Annotated in this window: 18 protein-coding genes; 12 read left to right on the forward strand and 6 right to left on the reverse strand. The window is 41.8% G+C overall.

Going from position 1 to position 19,545, the window contains the following annotated elements; genetic code table 11:
- Positions 1-24 precede the first annotated feature (24 nt).
- Positions 25-861 carry a hypothetical protein gene (locus tag ABDD94_RS13115; RefSeq protein ID WP_345952627.1) on the reverse strand — a complete coding sequence of 279 codons (837 nt, stop codon included), beginning with the start codon at positions 859-861 and terminating at the stop codon, positions 25-27.
- Between the two features lie 397 nt (positions 862-1,258).
- On the opposite strand from ABDD94_RS13115, the gene ABDD94_RS13120 reads away from it, so the two are divergent.
- On the forward strand, positions 1,259-1,906 hold the full coding sequence (locus ABDD94_RS13120) for a hypothetical protein (RefSeq protein WP_345952628.1): 648 nt from the start codon (positions 1,259-1,261) through the stop codon (positions 1,904-1,906).
- A gap of 51 nt (positions 1,907-1,957) precedes the next feature.
- On the opposite strand, the gene ABDD94_RS13125 is transcribed toward ABDD94_RS13120, so the two are convergent.
- The 3 genes from ABDD94_RS13125 to ABDD94_RS13135 all read right to left on the reverse strand — a co-directional run bounded on the left by ABDD94_RS13125 (position 1,958) and on the right by ABDD94_RS13135 (position 5,530).
- The gene (locus ABDD94_RS13125) at positions 1,958-2,458 is read right to left on the reverse strand and encodes a peptidylprolyl isomerase (protein WP_345952629.1); all 501 of its coding nucleotides are present in this window, start codon (positions 2,456-2,458) and stop codon (positions 1,958-1,960) included.
- A gap of 23 nt (positions 2,459-2,481) precedes the next feature.
- Positions 2,482-4,497: a thioredoxin domain-containing protein gene (locus ABDD94_RS13130; RefSeq protein ID WP_345952630.1), complete on the reverse strand. Its 2,016-nt coding sequence runs from the start codon at positions 4,495-4,497 to the stop codon at positions 2,482-2,484.
- A gap of 124 nt (positions 4,498-4,621) precedes the next feature.
- Entirely contained in the window at positions 4,622-5,530 is a 909-nt protein-coding gene (locus tag ABDD94_RS13135; protein ID WP_345952631.1) for an SDR family oxidoreductase, read from the reverse strand.
- Between the two features lie 217 nt (positions 5,531-5,747).
- On the opposite strand from ABDD94_RS13135, the gene ABDD94_RS13140 reads away from it, so the two are divergent.
- The 3 genes from ABDD94_RS13140 to ABDD94_RS13150 all read left to right on the forward strand — a co-directional run bounded on the left by ABDD94_RS13140 (position 5,748) and on the right by ABDD94_RS13150 (position 9,234).
- The gene (locus tag ABDD94_RS13140) at positions 5,748-8,018 is read left to right on the forward strand and encodes a UvrD-helicase domain-containing protein (protein ID WP_345952632.1); all 2,271 of its coding nucleotides are present in this window, start codon (positions 5,748-5,750) and stop codon (positions 8,016-8,018) included.
- A gap of 339 nt (positions 8,019-8,357) precedes the next feature.
- Complete coding sequence (locus ABDD94_RS13145) at positions 8,358-8,726, forward strand: helix-turn-helix transcriptional regulator (protein ID WP_345951627.1); 369 nt, start codon at positions 8,358-8,360, stop codon at positions 8,724-8,726.
- Positions 8,727-8,934: 208 nt separating this feature from the next.
- Positions 8,935-9,234 carry a hypothetical protein gene (locus ABDD94_RS13150; RefSeq protein WP_345951626.1) on the forward strand — a complete coding sequence of 100 codons (300 nt, stop codon included), beginning with the start codon at positions 8,935-8,937 and terminating at the stop codon, positions 9,232-9,234.
- 25 nt (positions 9,235-9,259) lie between these two features.
- On the opposite strand, the gene ABDD94_RS13155 is transcribed toward ABDD94_RS13150, so the two are convergent.
- Positions 9,260-10,717, reverse strand: coding sequence for a tetratricopeptide repeat protein (locus ABDD94_RS13155; RefSeq protein WP_345952633.1), 1,458 nt, complete (start codon positions 10,715-10,717; stop codon positions 9,260-9,262).
- A 170-nt stretch (positions 10,718-10,887) separates the two neighbouring features.
- Here ABDD94_RS13155 and ABDD94_RS13160 point away from each other — a divergent pair, with 170 nt between their 5' ends.
- The 8 genes from ABDD94_RS13160 to ABDD94_RS13195 all read left to right on the forward strand — a co-directional run bounded on the left by ABDD94_RS13160 (position 10,888) and on the right by ABDD94_RS13195 (position 19,000).
- Complete coding sequence (locus ABDD94_RS13160; RefSeq protein ID WP_345951624.1) at positions 10,888-11,091, forward strand: hypothetical protein; 204 nt, start codon at positions 10,888-10,890, stop codon at positions 11,089-11,091.
- Between the two features lie 36 nt (positions 11,092-11,127).
- On the forward strand, positions 11,128-11,334 hold the full coding sequence (locus tag ABDD94_RS13165; RefSeq protein WP_345952634.1) for a hypothetical protein: 207 nt from the start codon (positions 11,128-11,130) through the stop codon (positions 11,332-11,334).
- Positions 11,335-11,639: 305 nt separating this feature from the next.
- Complete coding sequence (locus tag ABDD94_RS13170) at positions 11,640-13,013, forward strand: dipeptidase (RefSeq protein ID WP_345952635.1); 1,374 nt, start codon at positions 11,640-11,642, stop codon at positions 13,011-13,013.
- A gap of 116 nt (positions 13,014-13,129) precedes the next feature.
- Positions 13,130-14,476 carry a deoxyguanosinetriphosphate triphosphohydrolase gene (locus tag ABDD94_RS13175; RefSeq protein WP_345955986.1) on the forward strand — a complete coding sequence of 449 codons (1,347 nt, stop codon included), beginning with the start codon at positions 13,130-13,132 and terminating at the stop codon, positions 14,474-14,476.
- A gap of 178 nt (positions 14,477-14,654) precedes the next feature.
- The gene (locus ABDD94_RS13180) at positions 14,655-15,392 is read left to right on the forward strand and encodes a DUF4290 domain-containing protein (RefSeq protein WP_345951621.1); all 738 of its coding nucleotides are present in this window, start codon (positions 14,655-14,657) and stop codon (positions 15,390-15,392) included.
- A 223-nt stretch (positions 15,393-15,615) separates the two neighbouring features.
- Positions 15,616-16,923 (forward strand): UDP-N-acetylglucosamine 1-carboxyvinyltransferase, encoded by a 1,308-nt coding sequence (murA, locus tag ABDD94_RS13185; RefSeq protein ID WP_345952636.1) that lies wholly within the window; start codon positions 15,616-15,618, stop codon positions 16,921-16,923.
- Positions 16,924-17,043: 120 nt separating this feature from the next.
- Positions 17,044-18,279 carry an MFS transporter gene (locus ABDD94_RS13190; RefSeq protein WP_345952637.1) on the forward strand — a complete coding sequence of 412 codons (1,236 nt, stop codon included), beginning with the start codon at positions 17,044-17,046 and terminating at the stop codon, positions 18,277-18,279.
- Between the two features lie 79 nt (positions 18,280-18,358).
- Positions 18,359-19,000: an HAD family hydrolase gene (locus ABDD94_RS13195; RefSeq protein WP_345952638.1), complete on the forward strand. Its 642-nt coding sequence runs from the start codon at positions 18,359-18,361 to the stop codon at positions 18,998-19,000.
- Here ABDD94_RS13195 and ABDD94_RS13200 read toward each other — a convergent pair.
- On the reverse strand, positions 18,994-19,509 hold the full coding sequence (locus ABDD94_RS13200; protein ID WP_345952639.1) for a DinB family protein: 516 nt from the start codon (positions 19,507-19,509) through the stop codon (positions 18,994-18,996). The two genes, ABDD94_RS13195 and ABDD94_RS13200, sit on opposite strands and share 7 nt — an antisense overlap.
- Positions 19,510-19,545 lie beyond the last annotated feature (36 nt).

The following is a 19,545-nucleotide window of genomic DNA, read 5'->3' on the forward strand; positions in this document are numbered from 1 at the left end:
AAGGTTTAAAGTTGTAGTAAGGTATTAAGGCTTAGCCAGTTTGTATTTGCCCCAAAAATCGGTAGCTGTCATCATATCCATCATCTGGCCTCCAAAACCGCCACCGCCGAAGCCGCCACCATTTCCGCCGCCGTTCCCACCACCGCCGTCTCCGCCACCCTGGCGGTTAGCGATGCGCATACCGCCGCCGTTGCCCATTTGTATGCCATTCAGCTTAACATTGTAAGCCAGCTCCGTTTGCTTTGATGCATCAAGTTCAAGCAACTTTAGCGGAATGGCCAGTTCGTAAAACAAATTGCCCTTTGTATCGAAGTTTATGGCCGTTTTAAAACCGTAAGTATTATAAATAGAAACTAATGTGTCAGTAATTTCTTTAACCCCGGTTACGCTGAGTTCTTTCATTCCGGCAACTGCTTGCTTACGCGATGCTACTAAGGCAACGGTATCAACGTCGCCTCCACCCTGGCGGCCTCTACCGCCCCCGCCCATGCGAAAACCGCGGCCACGGGTTACAAACGGATAAACAAAGGTAGCGGCATCTTTCTCCTTCTTCTTTCCGTCTTTGTTAATAGTAAAGGTTAACCCACCGCCCAATAGCTTATTTATATTAAGTTGATCGGTAGAAGTAATGGCCAGATAAAGATTGTTAGCGTCATTAGCAAGTGTGTATCTTAACGATGTACTTTTGTTATACTCGGGTAAAGTTCCCCACTCGTTATGTTTGCCATCTATCTTAACAGCTGCAGGCGCTTTAACGCCCTCGGCCATATCCGGTTTCTTTTGGGCCGAAACGCTGCCTCCAAGCAACAGGCAAAGGCCTATGATTTTCCACGACTTATTATAAGTGTTGTTTAGCGACATAAGTATTTATGTATGTACAGATGAGCCGGTTTTGTATATACGCCGAACTGACCTTAGGTTTATAATATGATGCGCTATTTTAAAAACATTGCATATTTTAATTATTGCGCTTACCAAATTTAACGGTAAATACACTAAGTATTAAAAATTACTAAGTAATAAATTGAATACAAAAGCATAAATTATAAACTTGTTACACTAAAATTCACGTAGGAAAAATATTTTTTAAACCGGTTAAACCAACATCCGTCAATACACTCTATCATCAGTTATGACAATTAACTTCTTGGCGTTTACAACCAAACATCACACCCATTGTTTATTATTGCGTAATAAGCGAGCCATGGTAAAACATATCAATTTATGCCTTATTTTCTTATTTGCTACCAGCTGTTGCATGGCCCAGGAGACTGTTGCGCGTGAGCGTAAACTAACCCCGGAGGTTGTTGAGGAGTACACGGTTTTAAAAAGCAATTATGATGTAATGCAAGGCACCTATGCTGCTTATTTAAAAAAGACGCTCATTGCGGCGGGCCGTTACAACAACAATAAGAAAGTTGGTACATGGTCTTTTTTTGATAGTAAAGGCGTAGTAAAGCAACGCTTTAATTACGACGACATGTCCTTAACCTATGAAGCCCCGCAAGAGCAAGGCAGCCAGATCACATATGTTGTAGATGATTCCTTAAAAAACGATTACAAGTTTTTGCGTCCGATCAGAATTGGGGGTAACTATTACGGCTATTTACCTTATATTAATCTGGTGCGACTGCCCGCCGAGCTAAAAAACCTCCAAAATGAAACGGAGAAGGTAAGAATGGAGCTCTTAGTAAGTCCGGGTGGCAGGCTTGCCGAATTTAAATTACGCATACGCTCTGTTAATGCAGTGGATGATGGAGATGATGTACTTTTGAATGTAAATGTTAACCTGCTGGCCGATGAAGACAAAATATATATGGCCGGCAAGCTGAACGACAATCCAGTACCAGTACGCATACTAATTCCTTGTCAATTTTACAGAACCGACAGAATAAGATTACCATAAAAAAGCCGCCGGAGAAGTTCCGGCGGCTTTTTTATGGTATGTCTCGTTTTCTTAGTGCTGATGATGGCCATCGGGACCATGAGCATGCCCGTGCGACAATTCCTCAGCATTGGCCGGGCGCACGTTAATGATCTCACCTTTAAAGTGCAATTCCTGACCCGCCATTGGATGGTTGAGGTCTACAATAACTGAGTCTTCAACTACTGATACCACCTGACCTTGAAAACGGTTGCCTTGGTTATCTTGCAAAGGCAAAACTGCACCCACTTCTGGCATATCTGTACCGTCAAACATTTCTTTAGGCAAATTAGCTACAGCTTCATCGTTATATTCACCGTAAGCATCTTCGGCGCTCAATTTAAAATCAAAGCTATCGCCGGTTGAAAGTGTGCTCAGGTTTTCTTCGAACCTTGGCAGCATCTGACCTGCGCCATACAAAAAAGTTAATGGCTGCTCCTGGGTTGCACTTTCAACCAAAGCTTCTGAGCCGTCTTCCTGGTTAACATACAAATCGTAGGTTAACGATACGACGTGTTGTGATTCAATTTTCATTAGATAAATTTTTAATTAATAAGCTACGAAAGCAAAATTTGTTTTAAAGCCTCCGTTACCGAGTAAGCCGGTATTCCGCAAGTTTTGTCTTTACAGATAAATATACGGCTTTGGGCAGCTACCCTGTTTTGCAGTAAAGGTAAGTTTTCTTGCGTACCGCCCAAGATTATTTTGTTAGGTATATAGTGCTTTTCCCACTCCTGGCGTACGGCATGTGCATCATTACCAGTTATAGCAACCTCATATAAGCCAGCTATTTCCTCCAATAACAACAAGGTCCAGTTGGCGTAAGATGAACCATAATTGGCCATATAAGGCATTACATTGCGCAACAACTGCGCTGATATTTCCTGATAACGCTGGTGGTCAAGAAACAGAGATATTTTTTTTAAATTACGCGCCATTACTGAATTGGATGATGAAATAACACCATCCATAATTTCCGTTTTCCGGGCTATAAGCTGCTCATCATCCGCAGCGGTATAAAAAAACATCCCTTCGCCTTCATCATAGTAATATGCAATAGCATTATCGGCGAGTTTTTGCGCAACATCAAGCCACTGTTTGTTGAAGGTAACCTCATATAAGGCAATGAAGGCCTCTATAACGTTGGCGTAATCATCTAAAAAGGCTATAACCTTTTCTTCTCTATTAACACCAGGCCTAAAGATACGGGCCAGCCTGTATTTTTCGGTAATGAGATTTTGATGAATAAATGTGCCGTTTTGAATAGCTAATGCCAAGTAGCTTTCGCTGTTAAATGTACGGTAAGCTTCACAAATCCCATTCAACATTAAGCCATTCCATGATGCTAAAATTTTATTATCCAATCCTGGCCGTATACGGCGGCTCCTGGCTTCAAAAACCCTGGCTTTTGCACCTGCAATGGCGCTTTGCAAAGCACCGGTTTCCATGCCCAGTTTATGGGCTAATAATTCGTCCCGCTCGTTTCGGTGTAGCACGTTGGTTTGTTCTTCTTCCCAGTTACCATCATCGGTAATGTGATAGTAGGTACAGAACAAATCTGCTTCATCGCCCAAGATATTTTCAATTTCCGCCTTCGTGAAGGTGTAAAACTTGCCTTCTATCCCCTCACTATCTGCATCAAGTGCTGAGTAAAAGCCAAAGCCTGGCGAGGTTAATTCACGCTTTACAAATTCAATCGTTTCCTCAACCACCTTTTTGTATAACTCATCCTTATTCCAAACATAGGCCTCGGCATATAAGCCCACCAGTTGGGCATTGTCATAAAGCATTTTTTCAAAGTGCGGCACATGCCAGCGCCCATCAACCGAATAGCGGGCAAAACCGCCTCCTATATGATCATAAATGCCCCCACATGCCATTTTATTCAGCGTAAGTTTAACCTGGCGGGCTACGCTTTCATCCTGCATGAGGTGAGCAAAGCGCATGAGCGTTAACCAGTTGTTAGGCATCGGAAATTTAGGCGACCTGCCTGTACCTCCTTCGGTGGCATCGAAATGTTTCTTCCAGTTTGTGATAATGGTCTTCAAATCGGCAGCTGTATACTGAGGTTGTTCGGTAATCAGATCTACCGACTCAAACTGCTGGATGCCCTCGGTTAAGCGCTCAGCATATTCCACAGCTTCCTTGGGTCGGGTTCCGTAAAAATCTGCCAGGCTGGTGAGGATATTTATCCAGTCTTGCTTGGGGTAATAGGTACCACCGTAAATTGGACGCTGATCAGGCAAACAAATACAGTTAAGGGGCCAGCCGCCGCGGTTGGTCATGAGCTGTACGGCGCTCATATAAATTTGGTCAACATCGGGCCGTTCTTCTCTGTCTACCTTAATACAAACAAAATGTTCGTTCATCAGCGTAGCTACCTGCTCGTCCTCAAAGCTTTCATGTTCCATAACATGGCACCAGTGGCAAGCCGAGTAACCAATGCTTACAATGATCAGCTTGCTTTCATCCCTCGCTTTTTGAAGGGCCTCGGTTCCCCATGGGTACCAATCCACCGGGTTGTTGGCATGTTGCAGTAAGTATGGTGATGCAGCATTGGCAAGACGATTCATAACGATTTAAATTTTTCCTGTATTCTTAGAATGAACCAGCAGATGAAACTTATGGTTTTATATATAAGCAATAATGCCGTACAGCTACTCCTATACGGCATTATTAAATATGGGGTAGAAAAGCTTATTCCTTGTGGTCGTGCCCTTCATGCGAAGGGAAATCGCCTTCGGTGCTGCCAATCTGGTTGTTGATGGTTACCCGCTCTTCGGCTGATGCCGCATGCTCAGTATGCTGTTTACCGCTGGTACTTGGTGCGGTAATACTTGCTGTAACCGCTGCTGCGGCATTATCGGTAAGTAAGTTATTAAACAGCATATTCGCTTTATTCATTATACCTGGTACTACTTTATCACTCCCTGCCTTTAGGCCTTCAAAAGCAGCAGCCGCTACTTCCTCAGGTTTGTAAAAGGTCATTTTTTTGTAGGCCACCGTATTGGTTGCTTTTGCTTTGTGAAAGAAATCAGTATCGGTAGCATTTGGCAACAGTGCAGTTAAAGTCACATTGGTATCTTTTACTTCCTGTATCAGCGCTTCGGTAAATGACAGTACAAATGATTTAGCAGCAGCATAAACCGCCATTAATGGCGTAGCTGACTTTGCCAATGATGATGACACATTCAATATTTTGCCATCATTACGGGCTACCATGTCTTTAAGGTAATATTTGGTTAAACTAACCAATGCGATTACGTCCAGATGAATGATGTCAATATCACGGTTAAGGTCGGTATCTATAAAAGCGCCATACTCCGCTTGCCCGGCGTTATTTACCAAGGCATCAACAGTTATACCCCATTGCTGCGTTTGTTCGTAAATGGCTTTAGCCGCACCGGGTTTGAACAAATCCTGCGCTATGGTTTTAACTTCTATATCGCACTGTTGCTCCAGTTCGCGTGCTACTTCTTCAAGGCGTTCATCGCTCCGGCTTACTATAATAAGGTTGTAGCCGTCCATGGCAAATAATTTTGATAACTCGTATCCAATTCCACTGGTACCGCCGGTAATCAGCGCATATTTGTTGTTGCTTTTCATAGGTAAAGTTGTTTGATTACTATAGTTAACAATGGCACGAGCAAATTGTATAGCATTTTAATATATTTTTAATTACCAGCTTGTTGATAGCTTTCAAGAGGTTTTATACTGATGGCAAGTAGCCAGCAGTAGATCGGTGGCCGCTTATCTGATATTATCTTTCGGGCTTTCGCACCAAAACTTTAATTTCGCAGTTTAAGAAAACGAGGAGAAGATTTTGGATTACTTACAGGGATTAAATCCGCAGCAAAGGGCTGCCGCAGAGCAAATACAAGGCCCTGTGATGATTATTGCCGGTGCCGGCTCGGGTAAAACCCGGGTAATTACCTACCGTGTTGCCCATCTTATACATAAAGGTGTTGACCCTTTTAACATATTGGTGCTTACTTTTACCAACAAGGCCGCCAAAGAAATGCGGGAGCGTATTAGTAAGGTTGTTGGTGCTGAAGCTAAAAACATTTGGATGGGTACCTTTCACTCGGTATTTGCCAAAATTTTAAGGGTTGAGGCTACAAAGATTGGCTACCCAAGCAATTTCACCATTTACGATACAGACGATAGTAAGAGCGTGTTAAGGGCCGTTTTGAAAGAAATGAACCTTGATGATAAATTGTACAGCCCCAACTATGTGTACAACCGCATATCGGCTGCTAAAAACAATTTGGTATCGTGGCAGGAGTACCAGCAAAATGAGCAAATACAAGCTGACGATTTTTCGAACGGCCGTGGCCATTTAGGTAAGGTTTATGAAATGTACGCCACCCGCTGCTTTAAATCTGGCGCTATGGATTTTGACGACCTACTGTTTCAAACCAACCGCCTGCTTAAAGAGCATACAGATGTACTTTACAAATACCAGAACAAGTTTAAGTACTTGATGGTAGATGAGTATCAGGATACCAACTTTTCGCAATATTTGATTGTAAAGAAGCTTGCTGCCATTAATGAAAACTTGTGTGTAGTGGGTGATGATGCGCAAAGTATTTATGCCTTTCGTGGTGCCAACATTCAAAACATATTAAACTTTGAGAAGGATTACCCGGATCTGAAGGTGTTTAAACTGGAGCAGAATTACCGCTCTACGCAAAATATTGTAAATGTTGCCAACAGCATCATTTCTAATAACAAGGAACAGCTTAAGAAAAACGTTTTCTCCGAAAAAGATCATGGAGATAAGATAAAAGTAATTCGGGCTTTTAGCGATAATGAGGAAGGCAAGACCATTGCCGAAACCATTATGCAGGAGCGCACCACGAAGGGCCTAAAATGGCACGACTTCGCTATCTTATACCGTACCAACGCCCAGTCTCGTTCAATGGAAGAAGGTTTGCGAAAGCTGAATATTCCTTACAAGATATACGGTGGCCTTTCTTTTTATCAGCGTAAAGAGATTAAAGACTTAATTGCCTATTTCAGGCTTACTTTTAACCCTAATGACGAGGAGGCACTTAAACGTGTAATTAATTATCCCCGCCGTGGCATTGGCGATACTACAATTGATCGCATCATCCTAAGCGCCGGGCAAAACGACACCACGCTTTGGGAGGTTGTAAAGGAACCTTCTAAATACCTGGATGGCCGCAGTGCGGGTGCTGTTGGTGTGTTTTCTACGCTTATACAAAGCTTCCAGGTTATAACGCAAACTTTATCGGCTTATGATGCCGCCCTGCACATTGCACAGCATTCGGGCGTGTTGAAAGACCTTTATGAAGATAAATCAGTAGAGGGCTTGAACCGGTATGAAAATATACAGGAGTTATTGAATGGTATCAAAGAGTTTTCGGAACGTGAAGATATTGAAGACCGCAGCCTGGATATTTTCATGCAGGATGTGGCCTTGCTTACTAACGATGATAACGACAAGAACCCGGACGCTGACACCGTATCTTTAATGACCATCCACTCCTCCAAAGGGTTGGAGTTTCCGCATGTATTTGTAGTAGGCTTGGAGGAGAACCTGTTCCCTTCGCAAATGTCGCTTAATTCGCGCAGCGACCTTGAAGAAGAGCGCCGCCTGTTTTATGTGGCTGTAACCCGTGCTGAAAATAAGCTTACAATAAGCTACGCAACTTCGCGCTTTAAATTTGGCACATTAATAAACTGCGAGCCAAGCCGCTTTTTAGATGAAATAGATGCTCAATATTTGGAGCTCGACTTTAAGGCCAAACCGCAAACCGGCAACCCCTTCTTTGATGACGATCGCAAAGCATGGAGCCGTAATGCCGATACATTCTCAAAGCCTAAACCACCAGCCACTGTTAAAACTACCTCGCTTTTGGCAAAGGCACACGTGCCCTCTGCAGGTTTCGCCCCTTCTGACACTTCTAAACTACAAGTTGGAATGGAAGTTGAACACGAGCGTTTTGGTTACGGCAAAGTGATCAATTTGGAGGGTAATAAGCCAGATGTAAAAGCAACCATCTTTTTTAAAGAAATAGGCAACAAACAGCTATTGCTAAAATTTGCAAAACTGCGCATTGTAGAGTAGCATCATCATTAGATTATTTTAAAGGCAGTCCGTTTGGACTGCCTTTTGTGTTTAGTTAATTTTTTTAAATGATGATGTACAAGAAACATTAATGTGCCTAATTGACTAAAATCATTAATAATTAAGTAATTGATATAACTTAAAAGGTAAATATTGCCTCAAAGTGAGTAAATAATTAAATCAATTACCCATTTTGTGGGGAATTTAATCAACACTTTTAACTAATAAGAATTAAAAACCCTCTTTAACGCACTGTTATGGGCTTTTCCAATTGATGGCATCTGGTTTGAATTAATGTTTAAACACCCCTTTTCCCTAATAGGTGTTTAAACAAAAATTATGAGTCCGTTAATCAACAACAAAGCAGTAAATTCTGTTGGCAACAACATTCGCACACTGCGCCATCAACGCGGCTGGAGCCAAGAAGATGTAGCAAACCGTTTAGGTATTTCAATACCCGCCTTTTCAAAAATTGAAACCGGTATAACCGATGTCAACCTCTCGCGCCTGGAGCAAATAGCCAGCATTTACGAAATCAGCGTGGTACAATTATTAGGTTTAGGCTTAACCGATACCGAAAAGCAGTACACAAGCATGAGCGTAGCACAAAAAAAGCTAACCGACCGTGAAGCGGAGATTGCAGACTTGCAACGCAAAGTAATTGAGCTGTACGAAGAGTTACACAATAAAAAATCAATCGCCGTATAAATACGTGCTTTGTTTGCTTTATGTGACACTTCTGTTGCGTAAATAAGATAGTAACCTAGTAAGGTAAGTTGTGCCGCAAAATTGATTAAACGTTAGGTTAAATACGTTTACTTAAAATCAATTATTGCGGCATTTTCTTCTAAAAAAGTTTTTTAATAGTATTTGGAGTAATAATTGTAAGTACAGCTTAGAACAATACTAAGTTGTAATGAGAAATTATCTATTATCCACGTCCACTGATGCAGCTTTAAAATTAGGTACCATCCACGACCCGGATACTAAACTTAAAGTAACCGTAATAGATTTACTTAGTTCTACATATAAGCCTCGTAAAGGAGAGGTAAGCTTTTATGTAACTGCAGGGAATAAGAAATTGGCTTTTGAGACACAAGGCTATCGCCGTCATCGCAAACTGCTTATACTGCAAATGGTGGCCTGGTATTGTGTATATTTAGGATTATTGGAAGCACAAATTCATTCAAGTTTGCCGCTATTAAGAATAGCTTAATCTACTAGCCCCAACATAAGCCAACCTACATGCCGGCACGCTGAGGATTGTGCAACATATCGCTCATGTCGATGATCTTGTCGTCGATCTCAGATACACATTTAATCATCATTTGAATACATTCTTCCTGACTTACCAAACCCTCGCGTTCAAGGTTCATTAAACCTTTAAGTGTAGCTATAGGGCCACGTATCTGGTGAGACAAGTGTGAAGAATAATCAGACAACTTCCTGTTCTTTAATTGAAGGTCTTTGGTGCGCTCGTCTATAATCTCTTCAAGGTGATGATTGATCCTGTCCAGATTATCTTTTTGATTAGAAATTTCAGTATTTAATTCGGTAAGCTTTTTATTAGTTTCGGCCTTACGCTTAACGTTGCTAACAAGTAAAACGATTACAAGGGTTAAAAAGGCAGCCAGTATAACCGTACCAATCATGGTATTTCTGGCATATTCCTGCTTAAGCATAATTTGCTCATTCTTGAGCATCATCTGTTCATTTTTACGTTTAAGTTCTTCTTGCCGGTAATTAGCCTGGTACAAGCTTAACGCTGCTGAGTTGCGCGACTTGTAATCAATGCTATCCTGCCTGTAAATGCTTTGCAGATAGTTTAGCGCCTTCTCGAAATTTTTACGTTTTAATTCGAGTAAGTAAGAAGTAATCTGATAGCTATGATCTATCTTTTCATTTTTACTTAGCGCAGAGTAAGCTTTGCCCTCAGTTAAGCACTCCTCTGCTTTCTTAAAATCTCCCTCTGCTATATATATTTCAGCTAAAGTCAAGTTAATCTGTGCTACAGGCTGGTTCAAATCAAGAATCTTGGCTTGCTCAATAGCTTTGAATAAATACTCTTTGGCTTTACTATAATTAGCCGTAGCTGAATAAATAACACCCAGATTTTGCATAACTGTAATACTTAAAGCCGGATTATTTATCTGCCGAATAATATCGTAGCTTTTTGTATAGCTAACCAAAGCTTTACTGTAATTAGTTTGCAATTGGTAAACGTTACCAAAATTCAGATAAATTGACGCTAAAATATTTTTGTTATCAATATGTTTTGTATGGTATAAATTTACAGCGGCATTTAAATACTCCAGGCATTTATCATAGTCTACGTCAAGATATAAAGAGCTAATATTCAAGTAAATACGAGCTTCACCTAGTGCATCGTTTGATTTTTGAAACGCAGCCAGTGACGAGAGGTAGTTTTCGATAGCTTTTTCACTATGTCCTATATAATACTCCCCAATACCTCTTACACGGTATGCATTAGCTACACCTTTAGAGTAGTTTAACTTCTTAGCAATGCTTAACGCACGATCTGCATACTTGATGGTTTGCCTTGCATCAGTCATGCGCATTTCGTAGCCGCGTATGTAAAGATTTACCACTTCTGTAGTATCCTGCGCCCTGTTAATTAGCGTCGCTGAGGCTAATGATGAAACAAGAATCAAGACTAGAAAAGTAAAAATCTTCTTCATTAAAGGTTGTATTTCACTAACACGCATCAAATGTCATAAATATACTAGAATGCGCGGCACAAAGTGCGAAAAAAATATTTTTTTAATTTTTTTTTGAATGTGTAAAAACTTCTTTACATTTGCAGTGTTACTTTATATAACAGACATAATTAACTACTAAACAAACTGATATGAAAAAGATTTTCGTTATTGCTGCATTACTTGTTTCTACAGGAGTTATCTCTTCATGTACTAAAGAGAGCGACGTTGCACCAGCCAGTCTAAATAAAAAAGTTGCTACAGAAGAAACCTTAGACAGCGAAACAAACGTTGATGGTAAACTTGGCGTTGGAGATGGCGGCGTTGATTACCCACCAACCAAAAAACCTAGATAATAAGCATCTCAGCTCAACTTACTATTTACATTTACCATGAAAAAAATATTAATCTTATCAGCAATGTTTATTGCATCGGGTAGCGTATATACTTGGGGTCACGGCAATCAGGTTAAGCCAACTAACGTATTGACAAATAGTACTGTAACTGCAATCAAATTAGCTGAAGCAAAAGCGGCTTTAAGCAAGGCTAATACTAAAAACATTAAAAGCAATTTAGGTACTGCCGACGGTGGTATTTAAAATAACAATACTTGATATATTATAATACTTCCTAAAAGTAGTATTATATGATAAGTGAAGGCAGTAAGCTCTTTGCATAATATAATAATAGCTTTAAAACTATATATTATTTAATTATTGCGCAACGGCTGTACAACTTTTGTGAGTAGAATGTGAATTCAATTCACACTTACAGCATAGATTTTGTAACATGTTCTCGCTATTGTTTACTGCCCGGTTTTATTAACGTTGAGATAATCACTGGTTTAATTTATATACTGTTAGCATGTATATAATTATATATTTGCTTTTTTAGTAAAGTAAGTATGCAAATTATTAAACAGTACATAGAGGACAACAAACAGCGCTTGCTCGACGAGTTGTTTGACCTGCTGCGTTTCCCGTCGGTTAGTGCCGACCCGAAGTATAAAGACGATGTTTTAAAAACAGCCGATTATACTGCGGCCAAATTACAAGAGGCCGGCGCTGATAATGTTGAGGTTTGCCAAACGGCCGGCTACCCCATTGTTTATGGGGAAAAAATTATTGACGCTTCTAAACCAACAGTTTTGGTTTACGGCCATTATGACGTACAGCCGCCGGATCCGCTGGAGTTATGGAAAACGCCACCGTTTGAACCAACCGTTCGCGATGGTAAAATATATGCCCGCGGTGCATGTGATGACAAAGGCCAATTTTACATGCACGTAAAAGCCTTTGAGTTGATGATGCAAACCAACACCCTGCCTTGTAACATCAAATTTATGATTGAGGGCGAGGAAGAAGTTGGTTCAAATAACCTTGGCCTATTTGTAAAAGCAAATAAAGAAAGACTCAAAGCAGATGTGGTGCTTATTTCTGACACTTCAATGCTGAGCATGGAAACACCGTCATTAGAAACCGGTTTGCGCGGACTTTCCTACCTTGAGGTGGAAGTGGTTGGCCCTAACCGCGATTTGCACTCAGGCGTGTACGGCGGTGCAGTGGCTAATCCGGCAACCATACTGGCTAAAATGATTGCTTCTCTCCACGACGAAAACAATCACATTGCTATACCTGGTTTCTACGATGATGTTGTTGAGCTAACTGGTGACGAGCGCAACGCTTTGAACGCAGCGCCTTATAATGAGGAAGAATACAAGAAAGATCTGGATATCGCCGAAGTTTGGGGCGAAAAAGGCTATTCAACCCTTGAACGTACAGGAACACGTCCTACTCTTGAGGTAAACGGCATTTGGGGTGGATATATTGGTGAGGGTGCTAAAACAGTATTACCATCAAAAGCTAACGCAAAAATATCAATGCGCTTGGTGCCTAACCAAAGTTCCGATAAGATAACGCAACTCTTTACCGATCACTTTAATCGTATAGCACCGCCTTACGTTAAAGTAAAAGTAACGCCACACCATGGCGGCGAACCTGTGGTTACTCCTACCAATAGTGTAGCCTACCAGGCTGCCCAAAAAGCTATAACCGAAGCATTCGGTGTAGAACCTATACCAACCCGCGGGGGTGGCAGCATTCCAATTGTGGCATTGTTTGAAGCAGAACTGGGCATTAAAACCGTACTAATGGGTTTTGGTTTAGACAGTGATGCACTGCACTCTCCAAACGAAAAATACGATATATATAATTACTACAAGGGCATTGAAACTATTCCGCTTTTTTATAAACACTACGCAGAACTGAGTAATAGTTAATTGCTTTAACAGTAATTAAAAACAATACCATATAAGCCGGCTAATAGCCGGCTTTTTTTGTGGATAGAGCAAAACTTTCACACGTACAAATTTCATTGTAACTTGCCCGCTATATGATGCAATGGGAAAAGCTTATTTCGGCCAAGCGCTGGGGAGTTGAAAATAACGAAGCGCAGGATCATGACAAAGCCAGGTCGCAGTTTCAAAAAGATTATGACCGCCTTATATTTTCATCACCTTTTAGGCGCTTACAAAATAAAACGCAAGTATTCCCTTTGCCCGGAAGTGTGTTTGTGCACAACCGGCTTACGCATAGCCTGGAGGTGGCCAGTGTTGGTCGGTCTCTGGGTACAATATTTTATCAAAATCTTAAAAAGCAAGAATCTGATTTGGACCAGCGCCTGCCCCTCATCAGCGAGGTAGGCAATATGGTAGCTGCAGCCTGTTTGGCTCACGACATGGGTAATCCTGCATTCGGCCACTCTGGCGAATCAGCATTGTCCCGGTACTTCACCGATGGTGATGGTTTAGCTTTTAAGCCCAAATTAACCGACGAACAATGGCAGGATTTTACGCACTTTGAAGGAAATGCGAATGCTTTTAGACTGCTCACCCATCCTTTTACCGGTAAAGGTAACGGCGCTTTTGCCCTAACCTACACAACGCTTGCATCAATTGTAAAATACCCTTGTGCTGCCATTGCCGGCCACGTGAAGGGCAATATCCATCAAAAGAAGTATGGCTTCTTTCAATCCGAACAAACGTCATTCCAGGCAATTGCCGAAGATTTGGGGCTTGTTAAGGTACAGGGCAGCCCACTGATTTACAAACGCCATCCGCTGGTTTATTTGGTTGAAGCGGCTGATGACATCTGCTACAGCATCATTGATTTGGAAGATGCACACCGGCTTAAGATACTATCTTACGCTCAGATTAAGGAACTGCTAATGCCCATTTGTAACAGTACACGCATGGCAAACTGGCTCGAAACTGAATTTGAGGACGAAGACGCCAAAGTAAGCATCATGCGTGCCAAGGCGATCAACAACCTTATTACCGCCTGCTCTAAAATTTTCATGGACAATCAAGACAGTATCTTAAGTGGCAATTTTAACCAGGGCCTTACCGACGCGTTAGAGGAACCGTTTTTGACGCCATGGAACGCTATCAGTAAGATTTCAGTTCAAAAGATATACAACTATCAATCGGTGGTGCAAATTGAGGTAGCCGGATACAAGGTTATGGGCGGTTTACTTGAAGAGTTTATACCAGCCGTACTTCACAATAGTACTAGCTACCATAATAAGCTGGTTAAGTTAATACCCAAGCAGTTCATCACTCCTAATGCCGATCTGTACTCAAAAATTCAAAGCGTGTTAGATTTCGTTTCGGGGATGACGGATTTGTATGCTGTAGAGCTTTATCGCAATATAAAAGGTATATCGTTTCCGGCAATTCATTAAAAAGGTGTAATTATTACAATCAGGTCAAATTTATATAGGTATAACTAACACAATTTAGTTTATATTTGCGTTACTCTGTTAAAATTACATTAACTTATCAAAACACTGTTGCTCCCATCCTCTCCGAATACTTATTGAGGCACAGGCACGGAACTAATTTTTTTATTTAAACAATTACATGGCTGCAAAACTTACGCCTGGAGAATTTGATTATAACTCAACCCGCAGTAAACTCCTTTTAACCGAATATGGCCGCAATGTGCAAAACATGGTCAAATATATAGTTGCACTGCCCACTAAAGAAGAGCGCAACAAATATGCTAACGTTGTTATTGAACTGATGGGCTTTTTAAACCCGCACTTGCGCGACGTAGCCGATTTTAAACACAAGCTTTGGGATCACCTGCACATTATATCCGACTACAAAATAGACGTTGATTCACCTTACCCATTGCCGTCGCCGGAAGCCATTCACTTAAGGCCAGAGCCGCTTGGGTACCCCAATCAACGTATCAAATACAAGCACTATGGAAAAACCATTGAGCTGATGATAGCTAAAGCCAAAAGTATTGATGAACCGGCGCGCAAGCAACACATGGTACAGGCAATAGCCAATTTTATGAAAATGGCTTACGTTCAATGGAACAAAGATTCAGTAACTGACGAAAGCATCCTGGCCGATTTACGCGAACTGTCAAACGGCGAGTTGCGGTTAGAAGAAAATGTTAATTTGAACAAGGTTGACTACCGCGCACCGGTTCAAAACACACGCGGCAATAACCAGAGCCGCAGCAACAACCAAAACCGCAGCAATGGCGGCGGCGGGCAGCAAAATCGCAATAATAATCAAAACCGCAACAACAACCAGCGCAGTAACAACCAAAATCGTGGCGGCGGTGGCCAGCGCAAATATTAATTGATCGAGCTTCTGATCTTTTTGTTTTGAGCTCAAGCAGAAAGCCGCTTTTAGAGAAGCTTTTGTTATTTACCTAAGCAGGCCATTATTGCTCAAAAATGGCAGTGAGCTATATTGAATACAATTTGGCCTGCGCAAACCAATTATCGTTTTTTGCATTTATTATTTCATCTTTGCAGAAATTAAACCGGCCATAGTGTCTGTTAAACACTATAGTATTATTATGAAGAATGCTTTTGTAATTCAGGGTGGTAAACCTTTGAAAGGCGAAATTATACCTCAGGGCGCTAAAAATGAAGCCCTACAGATATTATCGGCTGTACTTTTAACTAGCGAAAAGATAACAATCAGCAATATTCCGGACATAAAGGATGTTAACAAGCTAATTGAGCTATTAGGTGATATGGGTGTTATTGTTGAACACCTCTCTGCCGATACCTATAGCTTTGAAGCTAAAGACATCGACCTCGACTTTTTCCAGTCAGAAGCTTTTAAGGCCAAAGGCGGAAGCCTGCGTGGTTCAATCATGATTGTTGGTCCACTGCTGGCTCGTTTCGGTAAAGCATCAATTCCAAAACCGGGTGGCGATAAAATTGGCCGCCGCCGTTTAGATACCCACTTCCTGGGATTTGAAAAATTGGGCGCACAGTTCAATTATAATCCGGAGGACGGTTTCTTTAAGGTAGATGCATCTGACCTTAAGGGTACTTATATCTTACTAGACGAAGCATCAGTTACTGGTACTGCCAATATAGTTATGGCTGCCGTGCTGGCAAAAGGCATCACCACTATTTATAACGCGGCATGCGAGCCCTACCTACAACAACTTTGCAAAATGCTGAACCGCATGGGCGCAAAAATTACCGGTATAGGCTCTAACCTGCTAACCATTGAGGGTGTAACCGAACTACATGGCACCGAGCACCGCATGCTGCCCGATATGATCGAGATAGGCTCGTTTATTGGTTTGGCTGCCATGACAGGTTCAGAAATAACTATTAAGGATGTTCAGTACAAAGAGCTGGGTATCATTCCCGACACTTTCAGACGCCTGGGTATTAAGTTGGAGCTTCGCGGTGATGATATTTTCATTCCCGCTCAGGACCATTATGAAATAGAAACCTTCATCGACGGTTCCATCATGACTATTGCAGATGCCCCTTGGCCTGGCTTTACCCCCGATTTGTTAAGTATTGTGCTGGTTGTGGCCACACAGGCTAAAGGTTCTGTCTTAATCCATCAAAAGATGTTTGAAAGCCGCTTGTTCTTTGTAGACAAGTTACTGGATATGGGTGCGCAAATTATTTTGTGCGATCCGCACCGTGCAACGGTAATTGGCTTGGATAAGCAAGTACAACTGCGCGGTATTTCAATGACATCGCCTGATATTCGTGCCGGAGTATCGTTGCTAATTGCAGCGCTTTCAGCTCAGGGCCAATCAACAATTTACAACATTGAGCAAATTGAGCGCGGCTACCAACATATTGACGAACGACTAAAAGCTTTAGGTGCAGACATAACACGGATCTGATTTACTAGATAACCGATACTGTTACAAAACCCACTGCTTTTACGTTAAAGGCAGTGGGTTTTTTGCTATAAGCCAGTCTGACACTAAATTCAAAACAAAGATTCAACCTCTACTTACACTATGTTAGCTTACACCGCTCAATTGTACAGAAACGCTTATAGCGGCTTATCGCGCAATAGCTGGTTTCTGGCTTTAGTTTTACTGGTAAACCGCAGTGGTACTATGGTGCTGCCCTTCATGACAATCTATTGCACGCAGCAACTGCACTTTACCATAGCACAAGCCGGCGTAGTAATGTCTATGTTTGGTGTAGGCTCTTTGGTTGGAGCTTTCCTGGGCGGCAAAATAACCGACAAGTATGGCTTTTACGACGTGCAGTTTAGCGCACTCATTAGCGGCGGCTTACTTTTTCTTCTATTGGGATTCCAAACCGGTTTTTGGTCGGTCTGTATAATTACCTTTATATTAAGCGTTTGTAATGATGCGTTCAGACCGGCCAACTCAACCGCTGTAGCACATTACAGCACGCCCCAAACACGCACCCGCTCCTATTCATTAAACCGGCTTGCCGTTAATTTGGGCTGGGCGTTCGGCGGCGCCTTAGGCGGGTTTTTAGCGTCAGTAAACTATCACCTGCTTTTTTGGGTAGATGGCTGCACTAATATATTATCAGGGTTACTTTTGCTAAAGCTAATGCCAAGAACGGCTGTAGTTAAATCTATAACGGCCAAAGTTAAAGGCTACACCAAAGGTACTTCTGCTTACAAGGATGGCATATATTTACTTTTCCTTTTATTAACGGTGCTATTTTCTATCTCCTTCTTTCAATTGTTTACTATGCAACCGGTTTTTTATAAAACACAGTGGCATTTTAACGAAACCATTATAGGCATGCTCATGTCGGTTAATGGATTGCTTATTATCGCTGTTGAAATGGTGCTGGTACATAAACTGGATGGAAAAAAGCACGCACTTACTTACATTGCCCTGGGCGTAATGCTAACGGGTATTGGCTTTGCAATAACAAACTTATTGCCTGGCTTTTTATGGTCGGCGCTGATAGTTGTGCTGTTTATAACAATGGGTGAGATTATGAGTATGCCTTTCACTAACGCTTTTTGGATATCCCGCGCAACGAGCGAAAATACAGGCCAATACGCTGCGCTGTATAGCATGTCGTGGTCAACAGCACAAATTATAGCTCCCGCTTTAGGCAGCGTGTTAATTAACTATAATGGCTATGCATTTTTATGGTGGGTAACTAGCGGCCTGTGCATGATATCTGCTGCCGGATACCTGCTATTGTATCGGTATAAATTTAAAACACCATCGCAAACCGCTCTTGGCAGTGCGTAATGTTGTTATCAGAGCGTGTTTTATGAAAGTATCTTAAACTCTTACTTAATGCGTTTGTTGAAGTTCTAAATATTTAACGATGATCAAAGCATTTATTCTGGATTTGGATAACACCATATACCCGGCTCCCTCTATTGCACATATTGTATTTAAGCCAATATACCAATTACTCGAGGAGCACCAGCAGGAAATTGGCAAGAACAAGCTGCCGGAAATTAAAATGCAGATGAATAAGAAAGCCTGGCAAAAAATTGCCGAAGAACATGGCTTTAATGATGAGCTGACCAAAAAGGGCGCAGACATACTTCGCGAAACTGAAGTGGACATACCTATGCAAGCGTTTAGCGACTACGAGCTGGTAAAGCCGTTTGAGGTAGACAAATTTTTGGTCACAATGGGCTTTACAAAAATGCAGGAAGGCAAAATCAAAATGCTGAACCTTGATCAGGACTTCAAAGAAACATCTGTTAACGACCCTGAAAAATCTGAAGATACCAAAAAAGAGGTTTTTGAAAGTATTTTAAAAAGACATGGGTATAAGCCAGAGGAAGTACTAGTGATTGGCGACGACCCTGACTCGGAAATAAAAGCCGGAAAGGACCTGGGCACGCCTACTGTGCTGTATGACCGTCAAAACGAGTTTAAAGATGAGCAGGCCAGCCACCGCATTCAAAATTTTGCGGAGCTTGAGGCGATAGTAGCACAATACAATCATCAGTAACCAGCCAGTAAAACCTTTACCGTTACCAGTAATTGCCCTACATGCCTCATGGTATGCTCGGCCGAGTGAATATATAACCCTATAACGGTAGAAGGTACCTGCGCACGGCCAACGCCCCTAACGTCGGTCAGTTCAAGCTCACTGGCGCTTTTAAGCTGCGCTATGGCAATGTCTACCTGCTGGTTAAATCGCTCAACCAGTTCCCAGGTGTTATAAGTTTCCGCCGAAGGCTTACCTTCGGCGGCTAAAGCGCTAAGTTGTGCATGGTTTAAACTTTCTGCACGTGCATAGGTAAATAACCTGTCTAACACTCCGGCCAGGTGTTGCAAATGGAACCCAGGTGAAGCCATACCGGCAGGTTTTAACCACAGCAGCTCCGCAGGAAAATCATTCATTAACTCTTCCACTTCTTCACGTGCCTGTAACAAGGCGTGAGCAACAGGCTGCAGCAACGCAGGCATATCAGGAAGCGGTCCACGCAGCCAAACCTCAGGTAGTTTATTAACCATATCAGCAAACTTAAAAAAATACCCGCTTATTACATG

It is taken from the genome of Mucilaginibacter sp. PAMB04168 (assembly GCF_039634365.2).
GTDB lineage: Bacteria > Bacteroidota > Bacteroidia > Sphingobacteriales > Sphingobacteriaceae > Mucilaginibacter.